The organism is Bradyrhizobium forestalis (assembly GCF_002795245.1).
Taxonomy (GTDB): Bacteria; Pseudomonadota; Alphaproteobacteria; order Rhizobiales; family Xanthobacteraceae; genus Bradyrhizobium; species Bradyrhizobium forestalis.
In genome coordinates, this window is the sequence record NZ_PGVG01000027.1 from 71962 (window position 1) to 95029 (window position 23068).

Consider the following 23068-nt stretch of genomic DNA (forward strand, 5'->3'; position numbering starts at 1 on the left):
AGAACCTTCATGTCCTTCGATTTCAGCAAGCTTCTCTCTGTCGCCTGGGGTGGCTGGACCACGACCTGGCCGACGCAACTGCTCGCCCTGATCTGGCTCGCCTGGCTCGCAAGCTGGGTCGGCGCCTCGTTTTGGCAAGGGCGCACGCAGAAGCAGGTGATGACGCTGGAATCCGGCCGCTATCGCATTCCGATCCTGGTCGGCGGCATCCTGTTCACGCCGTGGACCGCGGAAGTGCTGAACGAGAAGCCGCTCTGGGTGTTCAGCAATACGGCCGTCTACATCACGGCGCTGATCGTGCTCGCCGGCATCTCCTTCACCTGGTGGGGGCGACTGCATCTCGGCAAGTTCTGGTCCAACACCATCACCCACAAGGAAGACCACCGCGTCATCGACACCGGTCCCTACGGCATCGTCCGCCATCCGATCTATACCGGCCTGATCGCCGGCATGCTTGCAACCGGCATCGCGGTCGGCACCGTGACCGCGATCCTCGGCGCCATCCTGATCTCGCTCGGCATGTGGCAGAAGGGCCGGATGGAAGAGGTGTTTCTGTCCAAGGAGCTCGGCGAGGACGCCTACGGCGCCTATTGCCGCCGCGTTCCGATGATCATTCCGTTCCTGTCGCCGCGGTGAAGGCGTAGCTGCTCGCCTCACGCTCATGTCCCGGGCGCGCTGCAACGCCCTTAGCGTTGCTGCGCAGAGCCGGGACCCAGATAGCGGCTTACGCCTGCGGTGATATGGGCCCCGGCTCTGCAGCGCACCGCGCCGGACGATGCTTCGCATCGCCGGAGCGCTGCGCTGCGTCCGGGGCACGAGCGCATGCTTTCCGCGCGGCACGGCGGCTGGAGCGGCAGATCGGTCGCTGATCTCCGGGCTAAGCTCATCGGCGCGCGTCCCATGCAAATTCGATCGGCTGCCATTCCACGGGAATAGACCCCACCGGCGCGCCGCACAGGTTGACGTCTGCCCCATCAGCCAGTTGGATGCGCGCGCAAACAGGGGCTTGTCATGACGTTTTCCAGCATCTTCGCGCAGTTCGTCGCGTTCATCGGCGGCATCGCGCTGCAATGGCGGAAGCTCTCAGGCAACACGCCCGACCCGGCCTGGGGCCAAACGCCGGCCATTCCCGAGGCGAAGCCGCAAGGCGCGATCCCGACGCTGAAAATGCCGAGCGCGCGCGGCTGGAGCGAGGGCCAGAAGCCGACGGTCGCGCCCGGGCTCGAGGTCAACGCGTTCGCGACCGGTCTCGACCATCCGCGCTGGATCGAGGTGCTGCCCAACGGCGACGTGCTGATCGCGGAAGCGACGCAGATCGCAGGTCCGCCGCGCACCGTGTTTCACTACGCGATGCAGGCGACGATGCGCCGCGCCGCCGCGCTCGGCGTATCCGCCAACCGCATCACGCTCTTGCGCGACAAGGACGGCGACGGCGTCGCCGAGGTTCGCGGCGCCTTCATGGAAAATCTCAGCCAGCCGTTCGGCATGGCGCTGGTCGGCGACACCTTCTATGTCGGCAACACCGACGGCGTGATGGCGTTTCCTTACGTCGCAGGCGCCGATCACATCAATGCGCCGGGCAAGCGGCTCAGGACGTTCAAGCCGGGCGGACACTGGACGCGCAGCCTGCTCGCGAGCCCCGACGGCAAGAGGCTCTATGCCGGCGTCGGCTCACTCAGCAACATCGCCGAGATGGGCATGGAGGTCGAGGAAGGCCGCGCCGCCATCTACGAGCTCGATCTCGTCGCCGGCACGCATCGCATCTTCGGTGCCGGCCTGCGCAATCCGGTTGGCCTCGCCTGGGAGCCGAGCACGGGCGTGCTCTGGACCGTCGTCAACGAGCGCGACGGTCTCGGCGACGAGACGCCGCCTGATTATCTCACCTCGGTGCGCGACGGCGGCTTCTACGGCTGGCCCTATTGCTACTGGGGCAAGACGGTGGATGACCGCGTGCCGCAGGATCCGGCGATGGTGGCCAAGGCGCTGCAACCGGACTACGCGCTCGGCGGCCACACTGCTTCGCTCGGACTGTGCTGGATGCCCGCAGGGACCCTGCCCGGCTTCGGCGACGGCATGGTGATCGGCCAGCACGGATCGTGGAATCGCAGCAAGCTGTCCGGCTACAAGCTGGTGTTCATCCCGTTCGAGAACGGCAAGCCCTCCGGCCCCGGCCGCGACATCCTGTCGGGCTTCCTGTCACCGGACGAGAAGGAATCCTACGGCCGTCCGGTCGGCGTCGCAATCGGCCCCGACAAGAAGTCGCTGCTGATGGCCGACGACGTCGGCAACGTGATCTGGCGCGTCACGGGGGCGTAATAAGAAATGTGCTGAGATCGCCTCCGGCGATCGCATATGCGTTCCGTCATCCTGAGGCGCGAGTGGGGTGATGCAAAGCATCGCGCCGGGAGCCTCGAAGGATGAACGGCCGCGATGCAGCCGGGCCGTGCATCCTTCGAGGCTCGCCTTGCTTTGCAAGGCGAGCACCTCAGGATGACGGTGATAGAGCGCCTCAATCCATCACGTCCCCACGCACAGCGTGGCACGCTGCTTGCGCAGCAGCGCGATTACGGACAGCGCTGTGATCAGGCCGGTCTTGGGATTCTCCGACGGGACGTTCTCGATGCCCATCGAGAACCGCGCCGAATCCGCCTCGACCTCGATGCGATGAACGTTGCGCGTCACGGTGGGGTCGGCCCAAACCTGAATCTGGGTGCGATCGGGTCCGATGCCGGCCAGCGACAGCGCAACAGCGACATTGACATTCGCCGGAAAGCCCTTCGCCGCCTCGCGCGCGCTGCCCTCGAACAGTTTCAGCGGCTCGCGCAGATTGTCGATGTCGATCTTGTTCTGCACGATGAACGGCGCGCCCTTCAGGCCGTCGATCGGCTTGCGCGTCACCATCTTCACGGAATGAATAGTGCCGACCGCGGCGGCGTTGACGGCATCGAGGCCGATCAGCGCGCCGGTCGGCACGAGAATGCGGCCGCCATTGGTGCGGGCGAGATCGACGAGATCGAAATTGTCGAGCAACCCGCCGACGCTGACCACGACCGCGGACTTGCCGCGCCTCACCGCAGGCTCGACGATCGCGCGCAGCTGGCTGCTCGGCGCACACTCGACCACGATGTCGGCGACCTCGCCAAGCTGGTCGATCGGCAGGATTTTCGGTGGGCGGCGCAAGCTGTTGATGAAGGCTTGATGCTTGGCGGGATCGCGCACCGCCACGGCGGACAGCGTCAATCCTTCGACACCCTGATCGAGCGCGGTTGCGATCTTGGTGCCGATCGAGCCCAGCCCGGCAATGGCAACCCGCAATTCACCCGACGCATTCAGTCCAGTCATCGCATCCACCTTCTCTCCAAGCTTGGGTCATAGCCGCTCACGCCTCCCGCGCATAGCTGCGCAGGCGCGCCTCCAGCACGGCCAGCATGGCATCGCGGGCCGGATCGCGCGAGCCGCGCAGCCAGGCGGCGGCGAGCGGCAGGCGGCCGGTCTGCTTCGGTCGGAGCGGCACGAAGCGCACGCCCGAGACGGCCATCCGCGCGGTCCAGCGCGGCACGATCGCAACCCCGAGCTTCGTTGCCACCAGATTGATGATGGTCTGCTTCTCGTCGGCGACCTGCACGATACGCGGTGTCAGGCCGGCTTGTTCGAACAGCTTCGTCGTGAGGTCGTGGCTGTGCGGCCGCGAGCGGCGGTCCGGCACCAGCATCGCCTCGTCGGCGATCTCCGCCAGCGTGATCGCTTTGCGCCCGGCCAGCGCGTGCCGCCGCGGGAACGCCACGATCGCGCTCTCCTGGAGCAGGTCGCGGAATTCGAGCCGCTTGTCGGGCCGGTCAGGCGGACGGACGAAGGCGAGATCGAGCGCGCCGGTCAAGATCTTCGGCAGCAGGCGGACGGTCTTGTCTTCGAGGAGTTGCACCGCAATCTCCGGGTGCCTGGCACGGAAATCGCGCAGGAGCGGCGGCAGCAGCCCCGCTGCCGCGCTGTCGATGGCACCGACACGCAGCCGCCGCGCGCCCCCCGCGCGCGAGCGGTTGCGAAGGTTACCCTCGACCGCCTCGACCTTGGCGAGGATGGCGCGGGCATCGCGCAGCAGCGTGGTGCCGTCCTCAGTGAGCGACACCGCGCGCGTGGTCCGCGCGAACAGCCGCGTGCCGAGATCCTGCTCCAGCAGCCTGATCTGCCGACCGAGCGCGGAGGGCAGCATCTGCAGCTGCTGCGCCGCACGGCCGAAATGCAGCTGCTCGGCCGCCGCCACGAAGCACCGGAGCTGATGCAATTCCATTCAGGATCCTCTCGTCTCGCCCCGTGAGGATTATATCATTTTTTTGTATAAACCAGCGTCAATTGAGTCCGCCCTGCACACCCATCTAGATTTGCCGACGAAGCAAGACGGTCAGACAAGATCTCCCAAACGGAGCAATTCCATGCGCACCCATTCGATCGCAGCCATCCCCGCCGACGGCATCGGGCCCGAGGTGATTTCGGCCGGTGTTCGCGTGCTGGAGGCTCTGGCCAAACGCAGCGGCGACCTTGCCTTCAACGTCAAGACGTTCGACTGGGGCTCCGACTATTACAAGAAGCACGGCGTGATGATGCCGGCCGACGGCCTCACCGAGCTGAAGAAGTTCGACGCGATCTATTTCGGCGCGGTGGGCGCCCCCGATGTGCCCGATCACATCACGCTGTGGGGCCTGCGCCTGCCGATCTGCCAGGGTTTTGACCAATACGCCAATGTGCGGCCGACCAAGATCTTGCCGGGCGTGGCCTCGCCGCTGCGCAATGTCGGCGTCGGCGATCTCGACTGGGTGATCGTGCGCGAGAACTCGGAAGGCGAGTATGCCGGCATGGGCGGCCGCGCCCACAAGGGCCTGCCGGAGGAGGTCGGCACGGAAGTCGCCGTCTTCACCCGCGTCGGCGTCACCCGCATCATGCGCTACGCGTTCCAGCTCGCGCAGTCGCGCCCGCGCAAGCTGCTCACGGTGGTCACCAAGTCGAATGCACAGCGCCACGGCATGGTGATGTGGGACGAGATCGCCGCCGAGGTCGCGGGCGAATTCCCCGACGTCAGCTGGGACAAGATGCTGGTCGACGCCATGACGGTGCGCATGACGCTGCACCCGAAGAGCCTCGACACCATCGTCGCGACCAATCTCCATGCCGACATCCTCTCCGACCTCGCCGGCGCGCTGGCGGGAAGCCTCGGCGTGGCACCGACCGGCAACATCGATCCGCAGCGCCGCTTCCCCTCGATGTTCGAGCCGATCCACGGTTCGGCCTTCGACATCACCGGCAAGGGCATCGCCAACCCGGTCGCAACGTTCTGGACCGGCGCGCAGATGCTCGAGCATCTCGGCGAGAAGGATGCGGCCTCACGGCTGATGGCGGCGGTCGAGCGCGTCTGCGCCGCCGGCGTGCTGACGCCCGATGTCGGCGGCAAGGCGACGACGAAGGAGGTGACGGACGCCGTGATCGACGCGATCCACGGGTCGAATGTGTGAGTTTGGCGGCGCCCGCGCGGCAACGATAGTGTGCTCCCTCGCCCCGTTCTTACGGGGGCGCGACGAGCTTCGCTCGCGCTGGGAGGGTTGGGGTGAGGGGCTGCTTCCACGACAACGGTGGCAGATCGACTCGCGGAGGGTCCCCCTCACCCGGAATCCGCGCTGCGCGCGCATTCCGGCCTCTCCCCGCACGCGGGGAGAGGCGAAGAGGATGCCCTACTTCCGCCCCGCCGGAGCCGCCGGCGGCGTCGCCATCGCGGCGGCCGGCTCGGGCGGTGTCAGGTGGCGCGGGACGATGATGGTCTGGCCTGGGGTGAGCTGCGCGTTCTCTGCAAGCGAGTTGCTCTGCGCGAGCGTCCACAGCGGCACGCGATTGGCCGCGGCGATGCTCTCCATGGTGTCGCCGCGGCGCACCGGCACCCGCACGCCGCTGTCCCACAATTCGACCAGCGTATCCGCGGGCACGAGATAGCGCAGCGGCACGGCATCGGCCTGGGCTTGCGGCGGAATGCGCGGGAGCTGCGTCACCATCTCGACGATCTGGCGGTGGATGTCGTCGGATTTCTCGATGTTGATGTGGCTGACGCGCGCGTTTTCCTTGAGGTCGTAGCTGGCATAATGGCCGCGAAAGCCGGGCACAGCCACGACATCGCCGCCACCGAGCACGCTGTCGGACAGGAAGATGTTGATGAAGCGCTCGACATTGAGTGGCACATCGCCGGTCGCATGCGCGGGATCGATGGCGATGACGAGGCTGATCGGGATGCTCTCCTTGGCCGCCATCTCGGAGATGACGACCGAGCACAGCCCGCCCATCGAGTGGCCGATCAGCACGATCGGCGCCGCCTTCTCCTTGTAGCTGGCGATGACGCGGCTGCCGATCAGCCGGCACAGGGTGAACTCGTAGACGTCGGCGGAGAAGCCGGCCTGTGTCAGCTTCTCGCCGAGCCGATCCATGCCGGTCGAGAAGATCGGGCCCATGGCGCCGCGAAACAGGTAGACCTTCGGCGGCGGCAATGGCTCGAACGGCGGCGGCGGCGGCGCGGCGGGTACGGCCGCGGTGGTCTTGGATTTGGGCGGTGAAGCAACGGCCATGCCGCTGCCCAAGGCGAGCAGCACGACTGCTGCCAGCGCGACTAGTCGCCTCGAATGAATCATCAGTCCAGCAGTCCCACCACGGGAGGCAATGGCCTCCCCTACCGGGCTTAGTGACCACCGATTGGGTGGATTTTGGGGCACGGGAACCGGATGCCTCGCCTCCGAAAACCCGTCCTGCCGCGCATCCACGGGGTCTTGCGACGATCGGCCCCAGGCCGGCCTCGCGAAGGGCTACAGCGGCCGGCACATCGCAAGGTGCTGCTGTTCATGGCCTCCGCCAACCGCGGTGCCGCGCGCTGGGACGAGCCGGACCATTTCGAGGCGGAACGCGTTGCGACCGGCCACGTCGGCTTCGGCGCCGTATCCACGCCTGCGTCGGCCAGATGATCGCGCGTCTGGAAGGCGAATTGATCTTCAGCGAGCTCGCGAGACGCGTAAAGACCATCGAGCTCACCGCGGAGCCGAAACGCAGGCTCAACAATTCCCTGCGCGGGCTGGAGAGCATGCCGGTACGTGTGACGGCCGCTTAAAGCGTGATGAGATTGAGCTCGGTCGTCGGTTGGGGCTCACCTCTCCCCGCGGGGAGAGGTCGGATTGCTATGGCGCGCAATTGCGCGCCTGAGCAATCCGGGTGAGGGGCTGCAGCGTTCAGTGAGGCCGTAACCCCTCACCCGGATTGCATCTTCGATGCGATCCGACCTCTCCCTACGGGAGAGGTGAACCACATCCGCCCGCGCTTCCGATCGACGTTGACCTCAGTTCCTTGCCGGCGCAGCAGCCGCCGCCGCGCGCGCGGGCCGCGGTGCGCCGGGCTCGGCGACGGGAGCGGCCGGGGCGCGCGAGCGCATGATCGCGGCGTCGATCTCGGCGATGACGCGGCGCTGGATCGCCTCGTTCTTGTCGATCGAGATGTGACCGACGCCGGTGCCGCGCACGTCGACATTGTCGAGCTTGCCGCGCAAACCCGCTGCCGCCCGCACCGGCTCGCCGGGGCCGTCGCCGATATAGATGTTGATGTAGCGTTCGGCGCCGGTCGAGAGCTTGGTCTTGAAGACGGAGTCGAGGCCGATCGCAAGCTTCACGGGCACGCCGAGCTGATTGAGTTTGGCAATCATGTCCGGCAGCGCGGTCGCACCGGAGGAATGGCCGACCAGGATGATGGTCTTGATGCGGCCGGCCCTGTAGGCGGTTGCGGCTTCATCGGCGAGCGAGGACCAGGACACGAAGTTGGCGACGGTTACCGGGATGCCCTGCGCCTGGAGCCGGGCGCCGATCGTGTCGAGGCCGAGCGAGAAGATGTTGAGCACGCCGCGGAGCAGGTAGACATGCGTGGTCGCCGCGGCGGCCTGGCTCGGCGCGGCCTTGGCGGCGGTCGGGCTGATGGCAACAGCCGACAGCAGGAGCAGGGCCACCGCCCACATACGAAGGACGGACAATTGGCTGGCGCCAGCGGTGTGACGGCCGTTCGGTCTCATCGATCTTTTCCCTGGAGACAATACGCTTCGCGATTGGCCGGAATCGTAGCCACGGCCCGCTCGCAGACGCAACAAAGAGCCGCGTGAGCGACAATCTTAGCCGCGAGCCGTGACCATCGCGCAACACTTGCCCGAAACATGCCGCTGAACGGCCTGTTTTGAGACCAATTTTCTCCGGGGAATTGCGGGCCGACAACAGCGTTCCTATCTCAGGGCTCCGCTGACCCGCCCTTCCCGGATGGGTCCAGCCCCTCCCTTCCCCAGCCGCCGGCCATCATGTCTTCCATCATTTCCGTCGCCAATCTGTCGAAGACCTATGGGTCCGGCTTCAAGGCGCTCAAGAACGTCAATCTCGACATCAAGCGCGGCGAAATCTTCGCGCTGCTCGGCCCGAACGGTGCCGGCAAGACCACGCTGATCTCGATCATCTGCGGCATCGCCAATCCGAGCGAGGGCCGCGTCCTGGTCGGCGGCGAGGACATCCAGACCTCCTACCGCAAGGCACGCTCGCTGATCGGCCTCGTGCCGCAGGAATTGCACACCGACGCCTTCGAGAGCGTGTGGGCGACCGTGAGCTTCTCCCGCGGCCTGTTCGGCAAGCCGAAGAATCCTGGTCACATCGAGAAGGTGCTCAAGGACCTCTCGCTGTGGGACAAGAAGGACAACAAGATCATCACGCTCTCCGGCGGCATGAAGCGCCGCGTGATGATCGCCAAAGCACTGTCGCACGAGCCGCAGATCCTGTTCCTGGACGAGCCCACCGCCGGCGTCGACGTCGAGCTGCGCAAGGGCATGTGGGAGGTGGTGCGCGGCCTGCAGCAGTCCGGCGTCACCATCATCCTCACCACGCACTACATCGAGGAAGCCGAGGAGATGGCCGACCGTATCGGCGTCATCAACAAGGGCGAGATCGTGCTGGTCGAGGACAAGACGACCTTGATGCAGAAGCTCGGCAAGAAGCGGCTGACCCTGCATTTGCAGGGCAAGATCGCCTCGCTGCCGGAGAGCCTCGCTCATTACGAGCTCGAGCTCTGCGATAGCGGAGCGACCCTGGTCTACGATTACGACACCAAGGGCGAGCGCACCGGCATCACCAGCCTGCTCGGCGATCTCCGCACCGCCGGCATCCGCTTCAACGATCTCGACACGACGCAATCGTCGCTCGAGGACATCTTCGTCGACCTCGTGAGGACGTCATGAACCACCGCGCCATCCGCGCCATCTATCTGTTCGAAATGGCGCGCACCTGGCGCACGCTGCTGCAAAGCATCGTCTCGCCGGTGGTCTCCACCTCGCTCTATTTCGTGGTGTTCGGCGCCGCGATCGGCTCGCGCATCAGCCAGGTCGAGGGCGTCAGCTACGGCACCTTCATCGTGCCGGGCCTGATCATGCTCTCGGTGCTGACGCAGAGCATCGCCAATGCGTCCTTCGGCATCTACTTCCCGAAATTCACCGGCACGATCTACGAGATCCTGTCGGCGCCGATCTCTTATTTCGAGATCGTGCTCGGCTATGTCGGCGCGGCCGCGACCAAGTCGATCATCTTGGGCCTCATCATCCTGGCGACCGCCGGGCTCTTCGTTCCATTGCATATCCACCATCCGGTCTGGATGCTGGCCTTCCTGGTGCTGACGGCGGTGACGTTCAGCCTGTTCGGCTTCATCATCGGCATCTGGGCCGACGGCTTCGAGAAGCTGCAGATGATCCCGATGCTGGTGGTGACGCCGCTGACCTTCCTCGGCGGCAGCTTCTATTCCATCGACATGCTGCCGCCCGCCTGGCGCACGGTCGCGCTGCTCAATCCGGTCGTCTATCTGATCTCCGGCTTCCGCTGGAGCTTCTACGAGATCGCCGATGTCAGCATCGCCGTCAGCATCGGCATGACGCTGGCGTTCCTGGTGATCTGCCTGGTCGTGATCTGGTGGATTTTCCGCACCGGGTATCGGCTGAAGAATTGATCTGTCATTCCGGGGCGTGCGCAGCACGAGCCCGGAATCCATTTATCCACCAACTCTGTTGCCTGATGGATTCCGGGCTCGCCCTACGCGCGCCCCGGAATGACGGCGGTGACATCACCGATAGCAGTGGAAGCGGTGATAGCCGTCGTAATACCCGCGGCAGCGGTGACGATAGTGACGGTGGGGAATGCCGAGCACGCCCTCGACTGCACCAACGGCCCCACCGACACCAGCGCCCACGACGCCGCCGACCGCGCCGCCCACGGGCCCGGCGATGCGGTTGCCTTCATAGGAGCCTTCCTGCGCCCCGCGCACGATGCCCTGGGCGTGGCTGGCTTGTGGCAGTGACAACAGCGCCAGCAGGATGGCGGCGGAGGCGAACAGCAGGCGGACGGGCGGACTGGTCGGCAATGGCGCGGCGGCGAGGCGGGCTTTGTTCATCTTAGGTCCCCGGGGGAAGGAAAGGGGTCAACGGCGGCGGGCGCCGTCTGTCGAGATAGGCCATCATCAACGCGCCGCGCGTCGGAATGGTTGCGCCTTTGTGACGAATTGTCGGCGTTGTGACCGCGCCTCGGCTCGCGAAAATGTCAGCATTGCCGTGGCCTTCGCGGCACAAAGCGCCCTTGCTTACATCAGGCATCGCGTTAACGATGGGCTGGCAGCCCGCTGGAGCGAAAGCCGGATTGCAGACATATTGCACGCCGGGGACGGAGAGCCGCGGCGCTTAGCGTGAACAGGCCGGAGGCCAGGATTCAAATGCGTTTCCAGATGCGTTCATTTTTCATTGCTTTCACCTCATTGCTGCTCTTCGGCGCGGGCACCGCGCAGGCCAAGGTCGAGATCACCATCGACAAGGACAATCAGCAGATGACCGTCGCCGTCGACGGCGTCGCGCGCTATCACTGGCCGGTGTCAACCGGCATCCCCTCGCGCGAAACACCGAACGGCGCCTTCCGCGCCTTCCGCATGGAGGAGGATCACTTCTCCAAGGAATTCGACGACGCGCCGATGCCGCATTCGATCTTCTTCACCAAGGTCGGGCACGCCATCCACGGCACCGACTCGGTCGGCCGGCTCGGCTCGCCCGCGTCGCATGGCTGCGTGCGGCTGTCGCGGCAGAACGCCTCGACGCTCTATGCCCTGGTGCAGCAGCAGGGCGTGCTCAACACCACAGTGACGCTGACCGGCTCGGCGCAGGTGGCGCTGGCGCGCAATCCGCGCGGCCGCAATGCCGTGGCCCGCGCAGCGCAGCCAACCGAAGAGCAATACGCGACCACAGGCGATCCCGTGAACCTGACGCCGCCGGCGCAGCCCGCGCGCCGCTACATGCCGCAGGACGACAACTACATCTATCCGGCCGACGGCAGCGACACCGGCGCGCGCTACCCCGCGCCACGCTCGGTCACCCGCCCGCTCTACGACGCACAGGTCTATCAGCAGCAGCCGCAGCCATATTACAATCAAGGCTACGGCCAGCAGGGCTACTATCAGCCGCAGCCCCGGCAGTATTATCAGCCGCGCGGCTATTACTATCAGAACTGACGCGGCCGCCATCAACCGCCCTCGCCGGCCGAGGTATCATGCCGTCACGTGCCACGACCATTCTGACTGTGCTCGGGGTCCTGGTAGCGGGGCAAGCCATGGGATCGGATTTGGCCTTCGACCTCGAGGCGCATCGCGGCGGGCGGGCGCTGTTGCCGGAAAACACCCTGCCCGCCTTCGCCAACGCGCTGTCGATGGGCGTGGACACGCTGGAGCTCGACGTCGGCGTGACCGCGGACGGCGAGATCATCGTCTCGCATGAGCGCGGGCTCAATCCGGATCTGGCTCGGGATTCGAGCGGAGCTTACATCTCTCCGCCCGGCACGCCCTTCGTCAAACTGCGGCTCGACGAAATCAGGACCTATGACGTCGGCCATATCCGGCCGGACAGCGCCTACGCAAAGCAATTCCCCGACCAGCGTGCGGTGCCGGGGACGCGCATCCCCACCTTGAAGGAGCTGTTCGCGCTGGTGCGCAAGTCCGGCAATACGCAGGTGCGCTTCAACATCGAGACCAAGATCGATCCGAACCATCCGGATGAAACGCTGGATCCGCAGGCCTTCGTCGCGAAGCTGCTCGGGGTGATCGAGACCGAAGGATTCTTCGACCGCGTCATGATCCAGTCGTTCGACTGGCGCACCCTGCTTCTCGTCCAGCAGCAGGCGCCGAACATCCCGACCGTGTACCTGACGCTCCAGCGCGGCTCGGCTCCGACGGTGGCGCTCGACAAGGCGACGAGCTGGATGGCGGGCTTCAGCCCGGCCGATCACGGCGGCTCGCTGCCACGGACGATCAAGGCCGCGGGCGGCGCGATCTGGTCGCCTCATTTCGGCGACGTGACCGCGGCGCTCGTCTCGGAGGCTCACGCGCTCGGGCTGCGCGTCGTGGTCTGGACGGTCAACAAGCGAGACGACATGGCGCGCATGATCGAGCTCGGCGTCGACGGCATCATCTCGGACAGGCCGGACCTGTTGCGGCAGGTCGCCGGCGAGAAGGGAATCGCGCTACCGGCCGGGACGCCGGTGGCGCCCTAGGCCGCGCTCGTGTCCCGGACGCGGCGCGGCATGAAATGACGCGACGCAGAGCCGGGACCCAGAACGCCGTTCCATGGGCCCCGGCTCTGCAATGCATCACTTCGTGCTGCGCTGCGTCCGGGGCACGAGACCATTCGTGGCGCGATGCCTACTCCCCATCCTTCAAACGCCGATACAGCGCGCCCAAGATGTTGGAATAGTCGTCGGTCCAGACCCGCACCCTGTCATCGGCTTCGGTCTGTTCCCATTGCTTGGAGGACGCGAGCCTGCCGATGTCGGCCTCCTCGCGCGCGGAGATGACGACGTCGGTCGAGAAGATGTAGTCGGAATCGCGCCCCGAATCCTCGTTGAAGACCCAGCTCTTGAGATCGTTGGCGTCCGCAATGCCGACCACGACGGTCTCGAGATCCAGATGCCGGTTGGAGACGTGCATCACCACGGCACCGTGCGGCGCGAGCTTGTCCTTGTAGATCTTCATCGCCTCTTCGGTCGCAAGGTGGATCGGAATCGCATCGGACGAATAGGCATCGACGATGATGAGATCGTAGGCGCCATCGGGCTCCTTGGCGAAGGTGAGGCGCGCATCGCCGATGACGGGCTTCATGTCCGGCATGCAGCTCGAGATGTAGCGGAAATTTTTGGGGTCGCGCGCCGCGTCGACCATGGTCTGGTCGATCTCGAAGAAGGTCCAGTCCTCCCCCCGTTCGGCGGCGCAGGCGAGCGTGCCGGAGCCGACACCAATCGCGGCGACCTTCAGCGGCGCGCCCTTGCGCTCGCGGATCGCGCTGACGGCCTGACCGATGCCGCCGTCTTTATGATAGTAAGTGATCGGCTCGGGCCGGCCGGCAACAGGCGTGCCGTCATTGTTGCGGAAGCGCTCGGCGCCGTGGATGGTGGTGCCATGCATCAGCACGTGGAAATAGCCGCCCGGCGTCACCACGATCTTGTGCACACCGAAGAAGCTGCGCACCGTCGTGACGCGGCCCTCGTCCGCGGGATAAACCCGGATCAACGCCAGCGCGAGCGCGACGGTGGCAAAGATCTTCCAGCGCCCGGCATTGAGGATCAGCGCGAGCAGCGCGGCGAGCACGCCGACGGCGCCGGCGACCCAGACGCGATGATCCTCGAACCAGGTCGAGAGGTTGCCCGTCATATAGGACGGCGCGATCAGCGCTACCGCGAGCGCGGCGAGCGCCAGCCAGTACCATTTGACGACGCCCGCCAGCCGCTCGTTCGCGGACGGACGGCACAGCGCGGCGAGCGCGATCAGGATCGGATATTCGGCGATCCAGGTGAAGGTGAAGGGCGCAACGAGCCCGGCGAACAGTCCACCGACCATGCCGCCGAACGACAGCGCGACATAGAATCCGGTGAGATATTTCGCGGCCGGCCGGGTCCGCGCCAGTTCGCCGTGACAGGCCATGGCAATGACGAAGAAGCACAGTTGATGTCCGCCGAGCGTCAGCAGCAGGTTCTGCTCGCCGCCAAAGGCCAGCAGCACGACGACGCCCGCGATCGCGACCGGCTGGAGCATCAGCATCCATTTATGCGGCAGCAGCGGCCGCGACTGGAACACCACGACCCAGGTCAAGAGGTACAGCGACAGCGGCAGCACCCACAGCAGCGGCGCCGCCGCGACGTCGGTCGAAATGTGCGCGGTGACGGCGATGAGCAGGCCCGACGGCACCGCGGCGAGGAAGATCCAGCGCAGCCGCGTCAGCAGGCCCGGCGCCGGCGCATTCATGTCCTCGGCCCGGGCATCGGCCACCGCCAGCTTCGGCGAACGCAACAACAGCATGCCGCAGGCGCCGATGAGAAGGATCAGCAGGCCATAGAAGCCGGTCCAGACCCGGTTCTGCATCTGCAGCGTGAACATCGGCTCGAGCAGGAACGGATAGGACAACAGCGCGAGGAAGCTGCCGATGTTGGAGGAGGCATAGAGGAAATAGGGATCATGGCCGGCCGGATGGCCGGTGCGGACGAACCAGGCCTGCAGCAGCGGATTGTTGGCGGCGAGCGCGAAGAACGGCAGCCCGATCGAGACCACGAACAGGCCAAGCAACCAGAATGCATAGCCCGAAGCGGGCGGCTCGCCATAGGCGGTGGCGATGCCGAGCGGCAGCGTGGCGAAGGCCGCGATCAGCAGCACCAGATGCACCGCCACCGGAACGATCCGGTTCCTCGCCTGCATCAACAGATGCGCGTAGGCATAGCCGGCCAGCAGCGAGGACTGGAAGAACACCATGGCCACCGACCACACCGCAGGCGAGCCGCCGAGCCGCGGCAGCACCATCTTCGTGAACAGCGGCTGCACCGAGAACAGCAGCAGCGCGCTCACGAAGATCGCGGCGGTGTAGACCGTCAGCAGCAGCCGGTTGCGCGACGACGAGGGTTGCTCCGTGGCGGCAGGTTGCACGATCGAATCCATGGGAGCTCCGGCTCAAGACCCGGCGGGCGCCGGACGCGCGCAATGGAGCACAAGGCGCCTGAACGGGCAATAAAGGGGGGCGTGATGTTGCAGCGAGCGATGCTTGATATTAGAGGGTCGTTCCGGGGCGATGCGAAGCATCGAACCCGGAACCTCGAGATTCCGGGTTCGCGCTTCGCGCGCCCCGGAATGACGGTGGAGTGGACCTCGAATCCTTCATGACCGAAACCGACGTCGTCATCATCGGCGCTGGCCATAACGGCCTCACTTGTGCGGCCTATCTCGCGATGGCGGGTCTGCGCGTGCGCGTGGTCGAGCGGCGCAAGGTGGTCGGCGGGGCGGCGGTGACGGAGGAGTTTCACCCCGGCTTTCGCAATTCGGTCGCGGCCTACACGGTGAGCCTGCTCAATCCGCGGGTGATCCGCGACCTCAAGCTCGCCGAGCAGGGCCTGCGCATCGTCGAGCGGCGCGCGCAGAATTTCCTGCCGGCGCCAGATGGCAGCTATCTCCTCACCGGCGAGGGGCGGACGAAAGCGTCGGTCGCGCGGCTCAGCGCGCATGATGCGGAGGCCCTCGACGGCTTCGCGCGCGAGCTGGAAGACATCGCCGACGTGCTCAGGCGGTTCGTGCTGCGCGCGCCGCCGAACCTGCTCGACGGCTTTGGCACGAATGCGATCCGCGAGGCCGTGAACGCGCTCCAGAGCGCCAATATCCTGCGCGGCCTGACGCTGGAACAGAGCCGCAGCCTGCTCGATCTCTTCACCCGTTCGGCCGGCGAAATGCTGGACGAACGTTTCGAGCATGATCTGGTCAAGGCGCTGTTCGGCTTCGACGCCATCGTCGGCAACTATGCCAGCCCCTACGCCGCCGGCTCGGCCTATGTGATGCTGCATCACGCCTTCGGCGAGGTGAACGGCAAGAAGGGCGTCTGGGGCCACGCCATCGGCGGCATGGGCGCGATCACGCAGGCGATGGCGCGCGCGGCACGCGACCGCGGCGTCGTGATCGAAACGGATGCCGGCGTCCGTGAGATCATCGTCGAACGCGACCGCGCCGTCGGCGTCGTGCTGGAGAACGGCTCTGCCATCCGCGCGAAATATATCGCGTCCAATGTCAATCCGAAGCTGCTCTACACGCGGCTGATCGTGGCCGACGCTCTCCCTGCGGACTTCCTCGCCCGCATCCGTCACTGGAAGAACGGCTCCGGCACCTTCCGCATGAACGTGGCGCTGGACCGCCTGCCCTCCTTCACGGCGCTGCCGGGCGAAGGCGACCATCTCTCTTCCGGCATCATCCTGGCGCCGAGCCTCGACTACATGGACCGCGCCTATCTCGATGCGCGGGCGCAGGGCTGGAGCCGGGAGCCCGTCGTCGAGATGCTGATCCCCTCGACGCTCGACGACACGCTGGCACCCGCCGGCAAGCATGTCGCGAGCCTGTTCTGCCAGCATGTCGCACCAACGCTTCCCGATGGAAAGTCGTGGGATGACCATCGCGAAGAGGTCGCCGATCTCATGATCGCGACGGTGGATCAATACGCACCGGGCTTCGCGGCGAGCGTGCTCGGCCGTCAGATCCTGTCCCCGCTCGATCTCGAACGGCAGTTCGGCCTGCTCGGCGGCGACATCTTCCACGGCGCGCTGACGTTGAACCAGCTGTTCTCGGCGCGGCCGATGCTGGGCCACGCCGATTACCGCGGGCCGTTGAGGGGCCTCTACCATTGCGGCTCCGGCGCCCATCCCGGCGGCGGCGTCACCGGGGCCCCCGGGCATAACGCCGCCCAGGTGATCCTGCGGGATCACCGGTCGCTGTTCGGAAGCCGTGGATAGGTCTGTGGATGGGCTGTCGAATGATCTGTGGCGAAATTGGGACGGCTTCTCAGTACAAGCCCAGATCAGGCTGTGGAAAAGACGCGGGATAAGTAAGGTATAAGGCAGTGGATGGCCTCCGAATGAAGAGCGGAGAGGCTGTGGACGTCGGGTAGTGCTCGCATGATCGACGAGAGGAGAAACGCAGAAGATATCCGCTGGAGCGGCCACCAAACTCAGACTGAGGCCCCTCTGGACGTCCGGTGGACACCCGCAAAATGACTTCGCCCGCCGGGGGCAACTCCCGTGCGGGCGCTCGTCAGAAATAATCTATGAAGAAAAAGTCGCGCCCTGGGAAATGGAGGCGGAAATTACTTCAAGGAGCTGCTAATCGAAGTGAACTTCTCGTTCATGGTGGTGCCCAGGCTGTTCACCACGGTAATGATCGCCAAAGCGATTCCCGCGGCAATCAGACCGTACTCGATCGCGGTTGCACCGGACTCGTCCGACCAGAACTTCTGAATCATGCTCTTCAAGACTCGCCTCCGTTTCAATTACAAGCTGTGCTGGCTGGTTTCGACATCCGAAAATGTACGGGAGACACGCTACAGGCGGGGTAACCAGGGAACCGCAGTTTGTGCGGATAATTGGCCCCAAAAGTTCCAAAAATTGAGATCAACGGAACCCTGAATGCAACCTTCCCCCACCCATCGCGCCAGCTTTTCGATCGGCAGCGAGGCCGACGCCAGGCGCGTCGTCGATGTGCTCACCGAGGTGTTTTTCGATGGCGATGCGGCGGTCGCCGCCTTCGAGCGGCCGGACGGACAATGGGACGTCACGCTTCATTTCGCCGAGGCGCCGGATCAGGCATGGCTGCGCGAACTCGTTGCAACTTCAGCAGGAAATGAGATCGCCGCGACGCTCGCCTTCGACACGATCGAGGCCAAGGACTGGGTCAAGGCCAGCCTGGAAGATCTCGTCCCGGTCCCGGCCGGGCGCTTCGTCGTGCACGGCAGCCATGACCGTGACCGTGTGGCGCCGAACAAGCTCGCCATCGAGATCGAGGCGGCGCTCGCCTTCGGCACCGGTCACCACGGCACGACGCGCGGCTGTTTACTTCTGCTTGACCATGTCCTGAAGAGTTCCCGGCCGCGCAACGTGCTCGACCTCGGTGCCGGGACCGGCGTGCTGGCGATCGCAGCCGCGAAGGCGTTGCACCGCGCCGTGCTTGCCTCCGACATCGATCCGCCCTCGGTGCGGGTGGCGGCTGAGAACGCCGCGCTCAATGAAGTCGGCAACCATGTGCGGGTGATCCGCGCCACCGGCTTTGCGGCGCCGGATTTTGCGCGTGCCGGCCCGTTCGACCTGGTGCTCGCCAACATCCTTGCCAATCCGCTGCGGCAGTTGGCGAGCCCGATGGCGCGGCACCTCGCGCCTGGCGCCCGCGTGATCCTCTCCGGCCTGCTGACCCACCAGGCCCCCGCCGTGATCGCCGCCTACCGCGCGCGCGGCCTGGTGCCGTTGAAGCATCTGCGGATCGAGGGGTGGAGCAGTCTGTTGCTGCGGAAGCTGGGGTGAGCGAGGTGCTGCAGGGTGGGCAAAGCGAAAGCGTGCCCACCATTTCGTCCGCCATAGCGGACAGATGGTGGGCACGCCGCTTCGCGCCTTTGCCCACTCTACGGCATCATCAATGCAGCTACTCCGCCGGCTTCTCGTCGCGGCGTATCGCGCGCTCGTCCTGCAAGGTGCGCCGCGCGCGGCGCTCGGCGAAACGGTCGATCATCTGGCTGATCAGGCCACGCGGCTTCTTCGCTGCCGCCGCAGTCGGGGCGTGGCGCACCGGCGGCGAAATCTTCTCAAACGTGAACGCTGGCATCGTGTGTCCCCTCGCCGTTGAGATGAACCACCTGCTCGAATTTCCCTGTTATCCGGACGAAGCGCAACTGCCGCATCCTTTACTCCACTCAATTCGAATGGAACTATTTCAAGCACAGTCCATGCCAGATGCGACGCAAATGCGTCTAGATTGCGGACTGATCCCCATGATCCTAAAGTGATCCACCATGTTCGAAGCACACTTCCAGACATTCGAGGAGCCGGAGGTCGGCGTCGCGTTGACGGCGCGGCTGGCCGCACTTCGCGAAGAGCTCGCCCGCCGCAAGCTGACCGGCTTCGTCGTTCCACGCGCCGACCAGCAGCAGAACGAATATGTGCCGCCATCGGAAGAGCGGCTGGCCTGGCTGACCGGCTTTACGGGCTCGGCCGGAATGGCGGTGGTGCTGCCGCATGAGGCTGCGGTGTTCGTCGATGGCCGCTACACCCTCCAGGCCGCCAAGCAGGTCGACGCCAAGGCCTGGGCGGTGGAATCACTGACCGATCCGCCGCCGGAGAGCTGGGTATCGGCGCATCTGAAGGCCGGCGATCGCCTCGGATTTGACCCGTGGCTGCACACTTTTTCGGCAACCGAACGCCTATCCGCCGCCTGCGCCAAGGCCGGCGCCGAGTTGGTCGCCGTCGACAGCAATCCGATCGACGCAGTCTGGCAGGACCGTCCGCAGCCACCGCTCGCCCCCGTCGCCGTGCACAGCCTTCAGCATGCCGGGGTCACTGAAGCGGAGAAGCTGACGCAGATCAGGAGCGAGATCGCCAAGCTCGGCACCGATGCGCTGGTGCTGTCCGACAGCCACGCGGTGGCCTGGACCTTCAACATCCGCGGCGCCGACGTCGCCCATACCCCGCTGCCGCTGTCCTACGCGCTGGTGCCGAAGGACGGCCGGCCCACCATCTTCATCGACCACCGCAAGCTCTCCAACCTGACGCGCGACCATCTCGAGCAGTCCGCCGACGTGCGCGAACCGGACGCCATGGCGCCGACGCTGATGGCGCTGGCCAAAAGCGGTGCGGCGATCGCGCTCGACAACGCCACCGCGGCCGACGCACTCAGCCGGCTGATCGCGGGCGCCGGTGGCAAGCCGGTGCGCGGCAGCGATCCGGTTGCACTGCTCAAAGCCGTCAAGAACGCGACCGAGATCAAGGGCACCAAAACGGCCCATGTGCGCGACGCCGCAGCGCTGGCACGCTTCCTCGCATGGGTCGATCGCGAGGCGCCAAGCGGCAAGCTGACCGAGATCGACGCGGTGGAGGCGCTGGAAACCTTCCGCCGCGACACCGGCGCGCTGAAGGACGTCTCGTTCCCGACCATCTCCGGCACCGGCCCGAACGGCGCCATCGTGCATTACCGCGTCACCCGCAAGAGCAACCGGCGGATCGCGCCCGGCGATCTCCTGCTGATCGATTCCGGCGCGCAATATGAGGACGGCACCACCGACGTCACGCGCACCATGGCGGTCGGTGAGCCCACCGGGGAGATGCGCGACCGCTTCACCCGCGTGCTGCGCGGCCATATCGCGATTGCGCGCGCCATCTTTCCGGACGGCACCACGGGCGCGCAACTCGACACGCTGGCGCGGCAATATCTCTGGTCCGCCGGCCTTGATTTCGAGCACGGCACCGGCCACGGCGTCGGCAGCTATCTCTCGGTCCACGAAGGACCGGCGCGGATCTCGAAGCTCGGCACCACGCCGCTGAAGCGCGGCATGATTCTCTCCAACGAGCCCGGCTACTACAAGACCGACGGCTTCGGCATCCGCATCGAGAACCTCGAGCTGGTGGTCGCCGCTGATATCAAAGGCGCCGAGAAGCCGATGAACGCGTTCGAGACGCTGACCTTGGCGCCGATCGACCGCCGCCTGATCGATGTGGCGATGCTGGGCCGTGATGAGCTCGACTGGCTCAACGCCTATCACGCACGCGTCCGGGCCGAGGTGCGGCCGGCGCTGGATGAGGCGACGAAGGCCTGGCTCGATCAGGCGACGGCGGAGCTGACGTAGCGCGCGCCGAAGAGCGACGCATGGCGCTACGCGATTTGCGCAACACTGCCTCCCCACCACCGCCGTCATGCCCCGCGAAGGCGGGGCATCCAGTACGCCGCGGCTTCTCCGTATACGATTACTGCCTCTGGAATACTGGATTCCCCGCTTTCGCGGGGAATGACACCGAATTTGTGGCGCAAGCACCCCGTCCAATCGGTGGGCATCGTGCCGTCCTCATAACCATCCCGGAATCCGTATAGCCGCATTCCGAAACGCCGATATCCGTCTTGTGCGGGCACGCTACAGTCGATTCGAATTCCAGCGAGATCGACACGCATGCACGGCATGATCAGCAGGCCGCCGGGAGCGGCCACCAACATCGCGACATCGCGCGTGGTGTTGCTGCTGCTGGTCGTCATGACCGGGGTCGCACCGATCTCGCTCTACATGCTGGTTCCGGCGCTGCCGGTGCTGGCGACGAATTTCGGCAGCGACATCTCGATCGCGCAGATGACGGTCTCGCTCTACATGGTCGGCATCGCGCTGTCGCAGCTGATCATGGGGCCGCTGTCGGACCGGTTCGGACGGCGTCCGGTGCTGCTCGGAGGACTGGCGCTGATGGTGGCGGCCAGCGTCGCCTGCATCTTCGCGCAAACCCTGCCGCAGCTGATCGCCGCACGCTTCTTCCAGGCGCTGGGCGGCGCCGCCGGCATGGTGGTGAGCCGCGCCATCATCCGCGACATCTATGAGCGCGATCGCGTCGCCTCGATGATCAGCCTCGTGGTCGCGGCGCTGATGATCGGACAGATGGTCTCGCCGCTCACCGGCGGCCTGATCGAGACTGCGTTCGGCTGGCGCGCGATCTTCTACGCCATCACCATTGCCGCGATCATCGTCGCCGTCGGCATTGCACTGGCGCTGCCCGAGACGCGCCGCACCCGCGCCGCCGGCAGCGGCTTCCGCCGCGACGTCGGCATGCTGATCAAGAGCCGCGCCTTCGTCGGCTATGTGATGTGCCAGGTGCTGGCGTCCCAGATCATCTTCACCTTCGCAGGCGGCGGCCCCTACATCGTGGTGACGCAGATGGGCCGCAGCAGCGCCGAATACGGCGCATGGTTCGCGACCACCGGCTTTGCGTTTCTCGTCGGCAATCTGCTCTGCGTGCGCTATGCGCCGCGGCACTCGCTGGAGAATCTGATCTGGTTCGGGCTCGCCCTGCAGCTCTGCGGCAGCGTTGCGAACCTGCTGTGGAGCTTGATCGGCTGGAATGAAGCCCCCGCCTGGCTGTTCGGCACGCAGATGATCGTGATGGCCGGCAATGCCTTCGTGATGGCGAACTCCGCCGCCGGCGCGATCAGCATCCGCCCGGAGGCGGCCGGCACCGCCTCAGGCGCGATGGGCTTCCTCCAGCAAGGCATTGGCGCGCTGATGTCGCAATTCGGCGCCTATCTCGGCGGCCACTCCGCAACCACGCTGCCGCTCACCTCAGCGGTCCTCGCGATCTCGCTGCTCTGCGCCTGCGTCATGATCTTCGTCGTACCCCGCCGCGAAGTCGTGGTGAGCGAGGCGCTGATCGGGCAGGCCGAGGAGGAAGAGACGGGGATGATGTGAGGGGTGAGCAGCACATGCCCCAACCTCGCTGTCATGCCCCGGCTTGACCGGGGCATCCAGGGCGAATTCAATCGGTCGTTGCAACACCTTGACAAAGGAGGTTGCGATGACGCGGTCCCAAGGAATTCTGCGAGAGAGTTGTAGGCCGTTCTGGGCTGCGATTGCCGCGGGGCGCTCGAGCGAGGACGCTGCGGTTGAGGCCGGGGTGTCGCCGGCAGTCGGAGTACGCTGGTTTCGCAGGGCGGGGGGCATGCCACCAACACATTTGTCGCAGTCGTCAAAATCTCCCTCAGGGCGTCACCTGTCGTTCGCCGAACGCGAGGAGATCGCCATCTTGCGTGCGCAGGGTCAGGGAGTGCGAGCCATCGCTCGTCAGCTCGATCGCCCTGCATGCACGATCTCTCGTGAACTTCGGCGCAACGTGGCACGCCGCCATGGTGCTCCAGAATACCGAGCGACCACGGCACAATGGCACGCTGATCGATCGGCCCGACGGCCCAAACCGGCGAAGCTGGCAAACAATCCGGTCCTGCGGGATTATGTGCAAGACAGGCTTGCCGGTAGGATCGCCAAGCCGGACGGGACGCCGATTGCCGGCCCGAAGGTCCTGTGGAAGGGGCGCCGGGCAGTGCATCGTCAGAACCGCCGCTGGGCAAGGGCGTGGAGCCCGGAACAGATTTCGCGGCGCCTTCGGCTCGACTTTCCCGAGGATGAGACGATGCGCATTAGTCACGAGGC

21 protein-coding genes are annotated in these 23068 nt (G+C 65.8%); 13 read left to right on the top strand and 8 right to left on the bottom strand.

What is annotated here, in order from left to right:
- The first annotated feature begins 9 nt into the window (after positions 1-9).
- Positions 10-636 (top strand): methyltransferase family protein, encoded by a 627-nt coding sequence (locus tag CVM73_RS27070; protein ID WP_028178310.1) that lies wholly within the window; start codon positions 10-12, stop codon positions 634-636.
- A gap of 375 nt (positions 637-1011) precedes the next feature.
- Positions 1012-2316, top strand: a complete 1305-nt coding sequence (locus tag CVM73_RS27075; protein ID WP_100234853.1) for a PQQ-dependent sugar dehydrogenase — start codon at positions 1012-1014, stop codon at positions 2314-2316.
- 201 nt (positions 2317-2517) lie between these two features.
- On the opposite strand, the gene CVM73_RS27080 is transcribed toward CVM73_RS27075, so the two are convergent.
- Positions 2518-3342, bottom strand: coding sequence for an aspartate dehydrogenase (locus tag CVM73_RS27080; RefSeq protein WP_100234874.1), 825 nt, complete (start codon positions 3340-3342; stop codon positions 2518-2520).
- A 37-nt stretch (positions 3343-3379) separates the two neighbouring features.
- Positions 3380-4288: a LysR family transcriptional regulator gene (locus CVM73_RS27085; protein ID WP_100234854.1), complete on the bottom strand. Its 909-nt coding sequence runs from the start codon at positions 4286-4288 to the stop codon at positions 3380-3382.
- 142 nt (positions 4289-4430) lie between these two features.
- On the opposite strand from CVM73_RS27085, the gene CVM73_RS27090 reads away from it, so the two are divergent.
- Entirely contained in the window at positions 4431-5504 is a 1074-nt protein-coding gene (locus CVM73_RS27090) for a tartrate dehydrogenase (RefSeq protein ID WP_100234855.1), read from the top strand.
- Between the two features lie 216 nt (positions 5505-5720).
- On the opposite strand, the gene CVM73_RS27095 is transcribed toward CVM73_RS27090, so the two are convergent.
- Positions 5721-6662 (bottom strand): LysM peptidoglycan-binding domain-containing protein, encoded by a 942-nt coding sequence (locus CVM73_RS27095; RefSeq protein ID WP_167407081.1) that lies wholly within the window; start codon positions 6660-6662, stop codon positions 5721-5723.
- Between the two features lie 323 nt (positions 6663-6985).
- Here CVM73_RS27095 and CVM73_RS41185 point away from each other — a divergent pair, with 323 nt between their 5' ends.
- Positions 6986-7132: a hypothetical protein gene (locus CVM73_RS41185; protein WP_245452442.1), complete on the top strand. Its 147-nt coding sequence runs from the start codon at positions 6986-6988 to the stop codon at positions 7130-7132.
- Positions 7133-7357: 225 nt separating this feature from the next.
- Here CVM73_RS41185 and CVM73_RS27105 read toward each other — a convergent pair whose 3' ends face one another.
- On the bottom strand, positions 7358-8077 hold the full coding sequence (locus CVM73_RS27105; RefSeq protein ID WP_100234856.1) for a hypothetical protein: 720 nt from the start codon (positions 8075-8077) through the stop codon (positions 7358-7360).
- A gap of 276 nt (positions 8078-8353) precedes the next feature.
- On the opposite strand from CVM73_RS27105, the gene CVM73_RS27110 reads away from it, so the two are divergent.
- Together CVM73_RS27110 and CVM73_RS27115 are read left to right on the top strand one after the other, a co-directional pair.
- On the top strand, positions 8354-9277 hold the full coding sequence (locus CVM73_RS27110) for an ABC transporter ATP-binding protein (protein WP_100234857.1): 924 nt from the start codon (positions 8354-8356) through the stop codon (positions 9275-9277).
- Positions 9274-10035 (top strand): ABC transporter permease, encoded by a 762-nt coding sequence (locus CVM73_RS27115; protein ID WP_100234858.1) that lies wholly within the window; start codon positions 9274-9276, stop codon positions 10033-10035. The genes CVM73_RS27110 and CVM73_RS27115 overlap by 4 nt, the downstream gene beginning before the upstream one ends.
- A 114-nt stretch (positions 10036-10149) precedes the next feature.
- On the opposite strand, the gene CVM73_RS27120 is transcribed toward CVM73_RS27115, so the two are convergent.
- Complete coding sequence (locus CVM73_RS27120; protein ID WP_100234859.1) at positions 10150-10476, bottom strand: hypothetical protein; 327 nt, start codon at positions 10474-10476, stop codon at positions 10150-10152.
- Positions 10477-10803: 327 nt separating this feature from the next.
- Here CVM73_RS27120 and CVM73_RS27130 point away from each other — a divergent pair, with 327 nt between their 5' ends.
- Both CVM73_RS27130 and CVM73_RS27135 read left to right on the top strand, forming a co-directional pair.
- Positions 10804-11577 (top strand): L,D-transpeptidase, encoded by a 774-nt coding sequence (locus CVM73_RS27130; RefSeq protein WP_167407082.1) that lies wholly within the window; start codon positions 10804-10806, stop codon positions 11575-11577.
- 38 nt (positions 11578-11615) lie between these two features.
- The gene (locus CVM73_RS27135) at positions 11616-12611 is read left to right on the top strand and encodes a glycerophosphodiester phosphodiesterase (protein ID WP_100234862.1); all 996 of its coding nucleotides are present in this window, start codon (positions 11616-11618) and stop codon (positions 12609-12611) included.
- A 148-nt stretch (positions 12612-12759) separates the two neighbouring features.
- Here CVM73_RS27135 and CVM73_RS27140 read toward each other — a convergent pair whose 3' ends face one another.
- Positions 12760-15039: a fused MFS/spermidine synthase gene (locus CVM73_RS27140; protein WP_100234863.1), complete on the bottom strand. Its 2280-nt coding sequence runs from the start codon at positions 15037-15039 to the stop codon at positions 12760-12762.
- Between the two features lie 218 nt (positions 15040-15257).
- On the opposite strand from CVM73_RS27140, the gene CVM73_RS27145 reads away from it, so the two are divergent.
- Positions 15258-16868, top strand: coding sequence for a phytoene desaturase family protein (locus CVM73_RS27145; protein WP_100234876.1), 1611 nt, complete (start codon positions 15258-15260; stop codon positions 16866-16868).
- Between the two features lie 350 nt (positions 16869-17218).
- On the opposite strand, the gene CVM73_RS27150 is transcribed toward CVM73_RS27145, so the two are convergent.
- Positions 17219-17374 carry a Flp family type IVb pilin gene (locus tag CVM73_RS27150; protein ID WP_100234864.1) on the bottom strand — a complete coding sequence of 52 codons (156 nt, stop codon included), beginning with the start codon at positions 17372-17374 and terminating at the stop codon, positions 17219-17221.
- Positions 17375-17537: 163 nt separating this feature from the next.
- Between CVM73_RS27150 and CVM73_RS27155 the strand changes: the two genes are divergently transcribed.
- Positions 17538-18425: a 50S ribosomal protein L11 methyltransferase gene (locus tag CVM73_RS27155; RefSeq protein ID WP_100234865.1), complete on the top strand. Its 888-nt coding sequence runs from the start codon at positions 17538-17540 to the stop codon at positions 18423-18425.
- A 118-nt stretch (positions 18426-18543) separates the two neighbouring features.
- Here the strand turns inward: CVM73_RS27155 and CVM73_RS27160 are convergent, their stop codons facing one another.
- On the bottom strand, positions 18544-18723 hold the full coding sequence (locus tag CVM73_RS27160) for a hypothetical protein (RefSeq protein WP_100234866.1): 180 nt from the start codon (positions 18721-18723) through the stop codon (positions 18544-18546).
- A 187-nt stretch (positions 18724-18910) separates the two neighbouring features.
- Here CVM73_RS27160 and CVM73_RS27165 point away from each other — a divergent pair, with 187 nt between their 5' ends.
- From CVM73_RS27165 to CVM73_RS27175, 3 genes are all read left to right on the top strand, one after another.
- A complete protein-coding gene (locus CVM73_RS27165) occupies positions 18911-20737 on the top strand; it encodes an aminopeptidase P family protein (protein WP_100234867.1) in 1827 nt (608 codons plus the stop codon).
- A gap of 318 nt (positions 20738-21055) precedes the next feature.
- Positions 21056-22330 carry a multidrug effflux MFS transporter gene (locus CVM73_RS27170; RefSeq protein WP_100234868.1) on the top strand — a complete coding sequence of 425 codons (1275 nt, stop codon included), beginning with the start codon at positions 21056-21058 and terminating at the stop codon, positions 22328-22330.
- Between the two features lie 106 nt (positions 22331-22436).
- A partial coding sequence (locus CVM73_RS27175) for a helix-turn-helix domain-containing protein (protein WP_146006666.1) occupies positions 22437-23068 on the top strand: 632 nt, incomplete at its 3' end.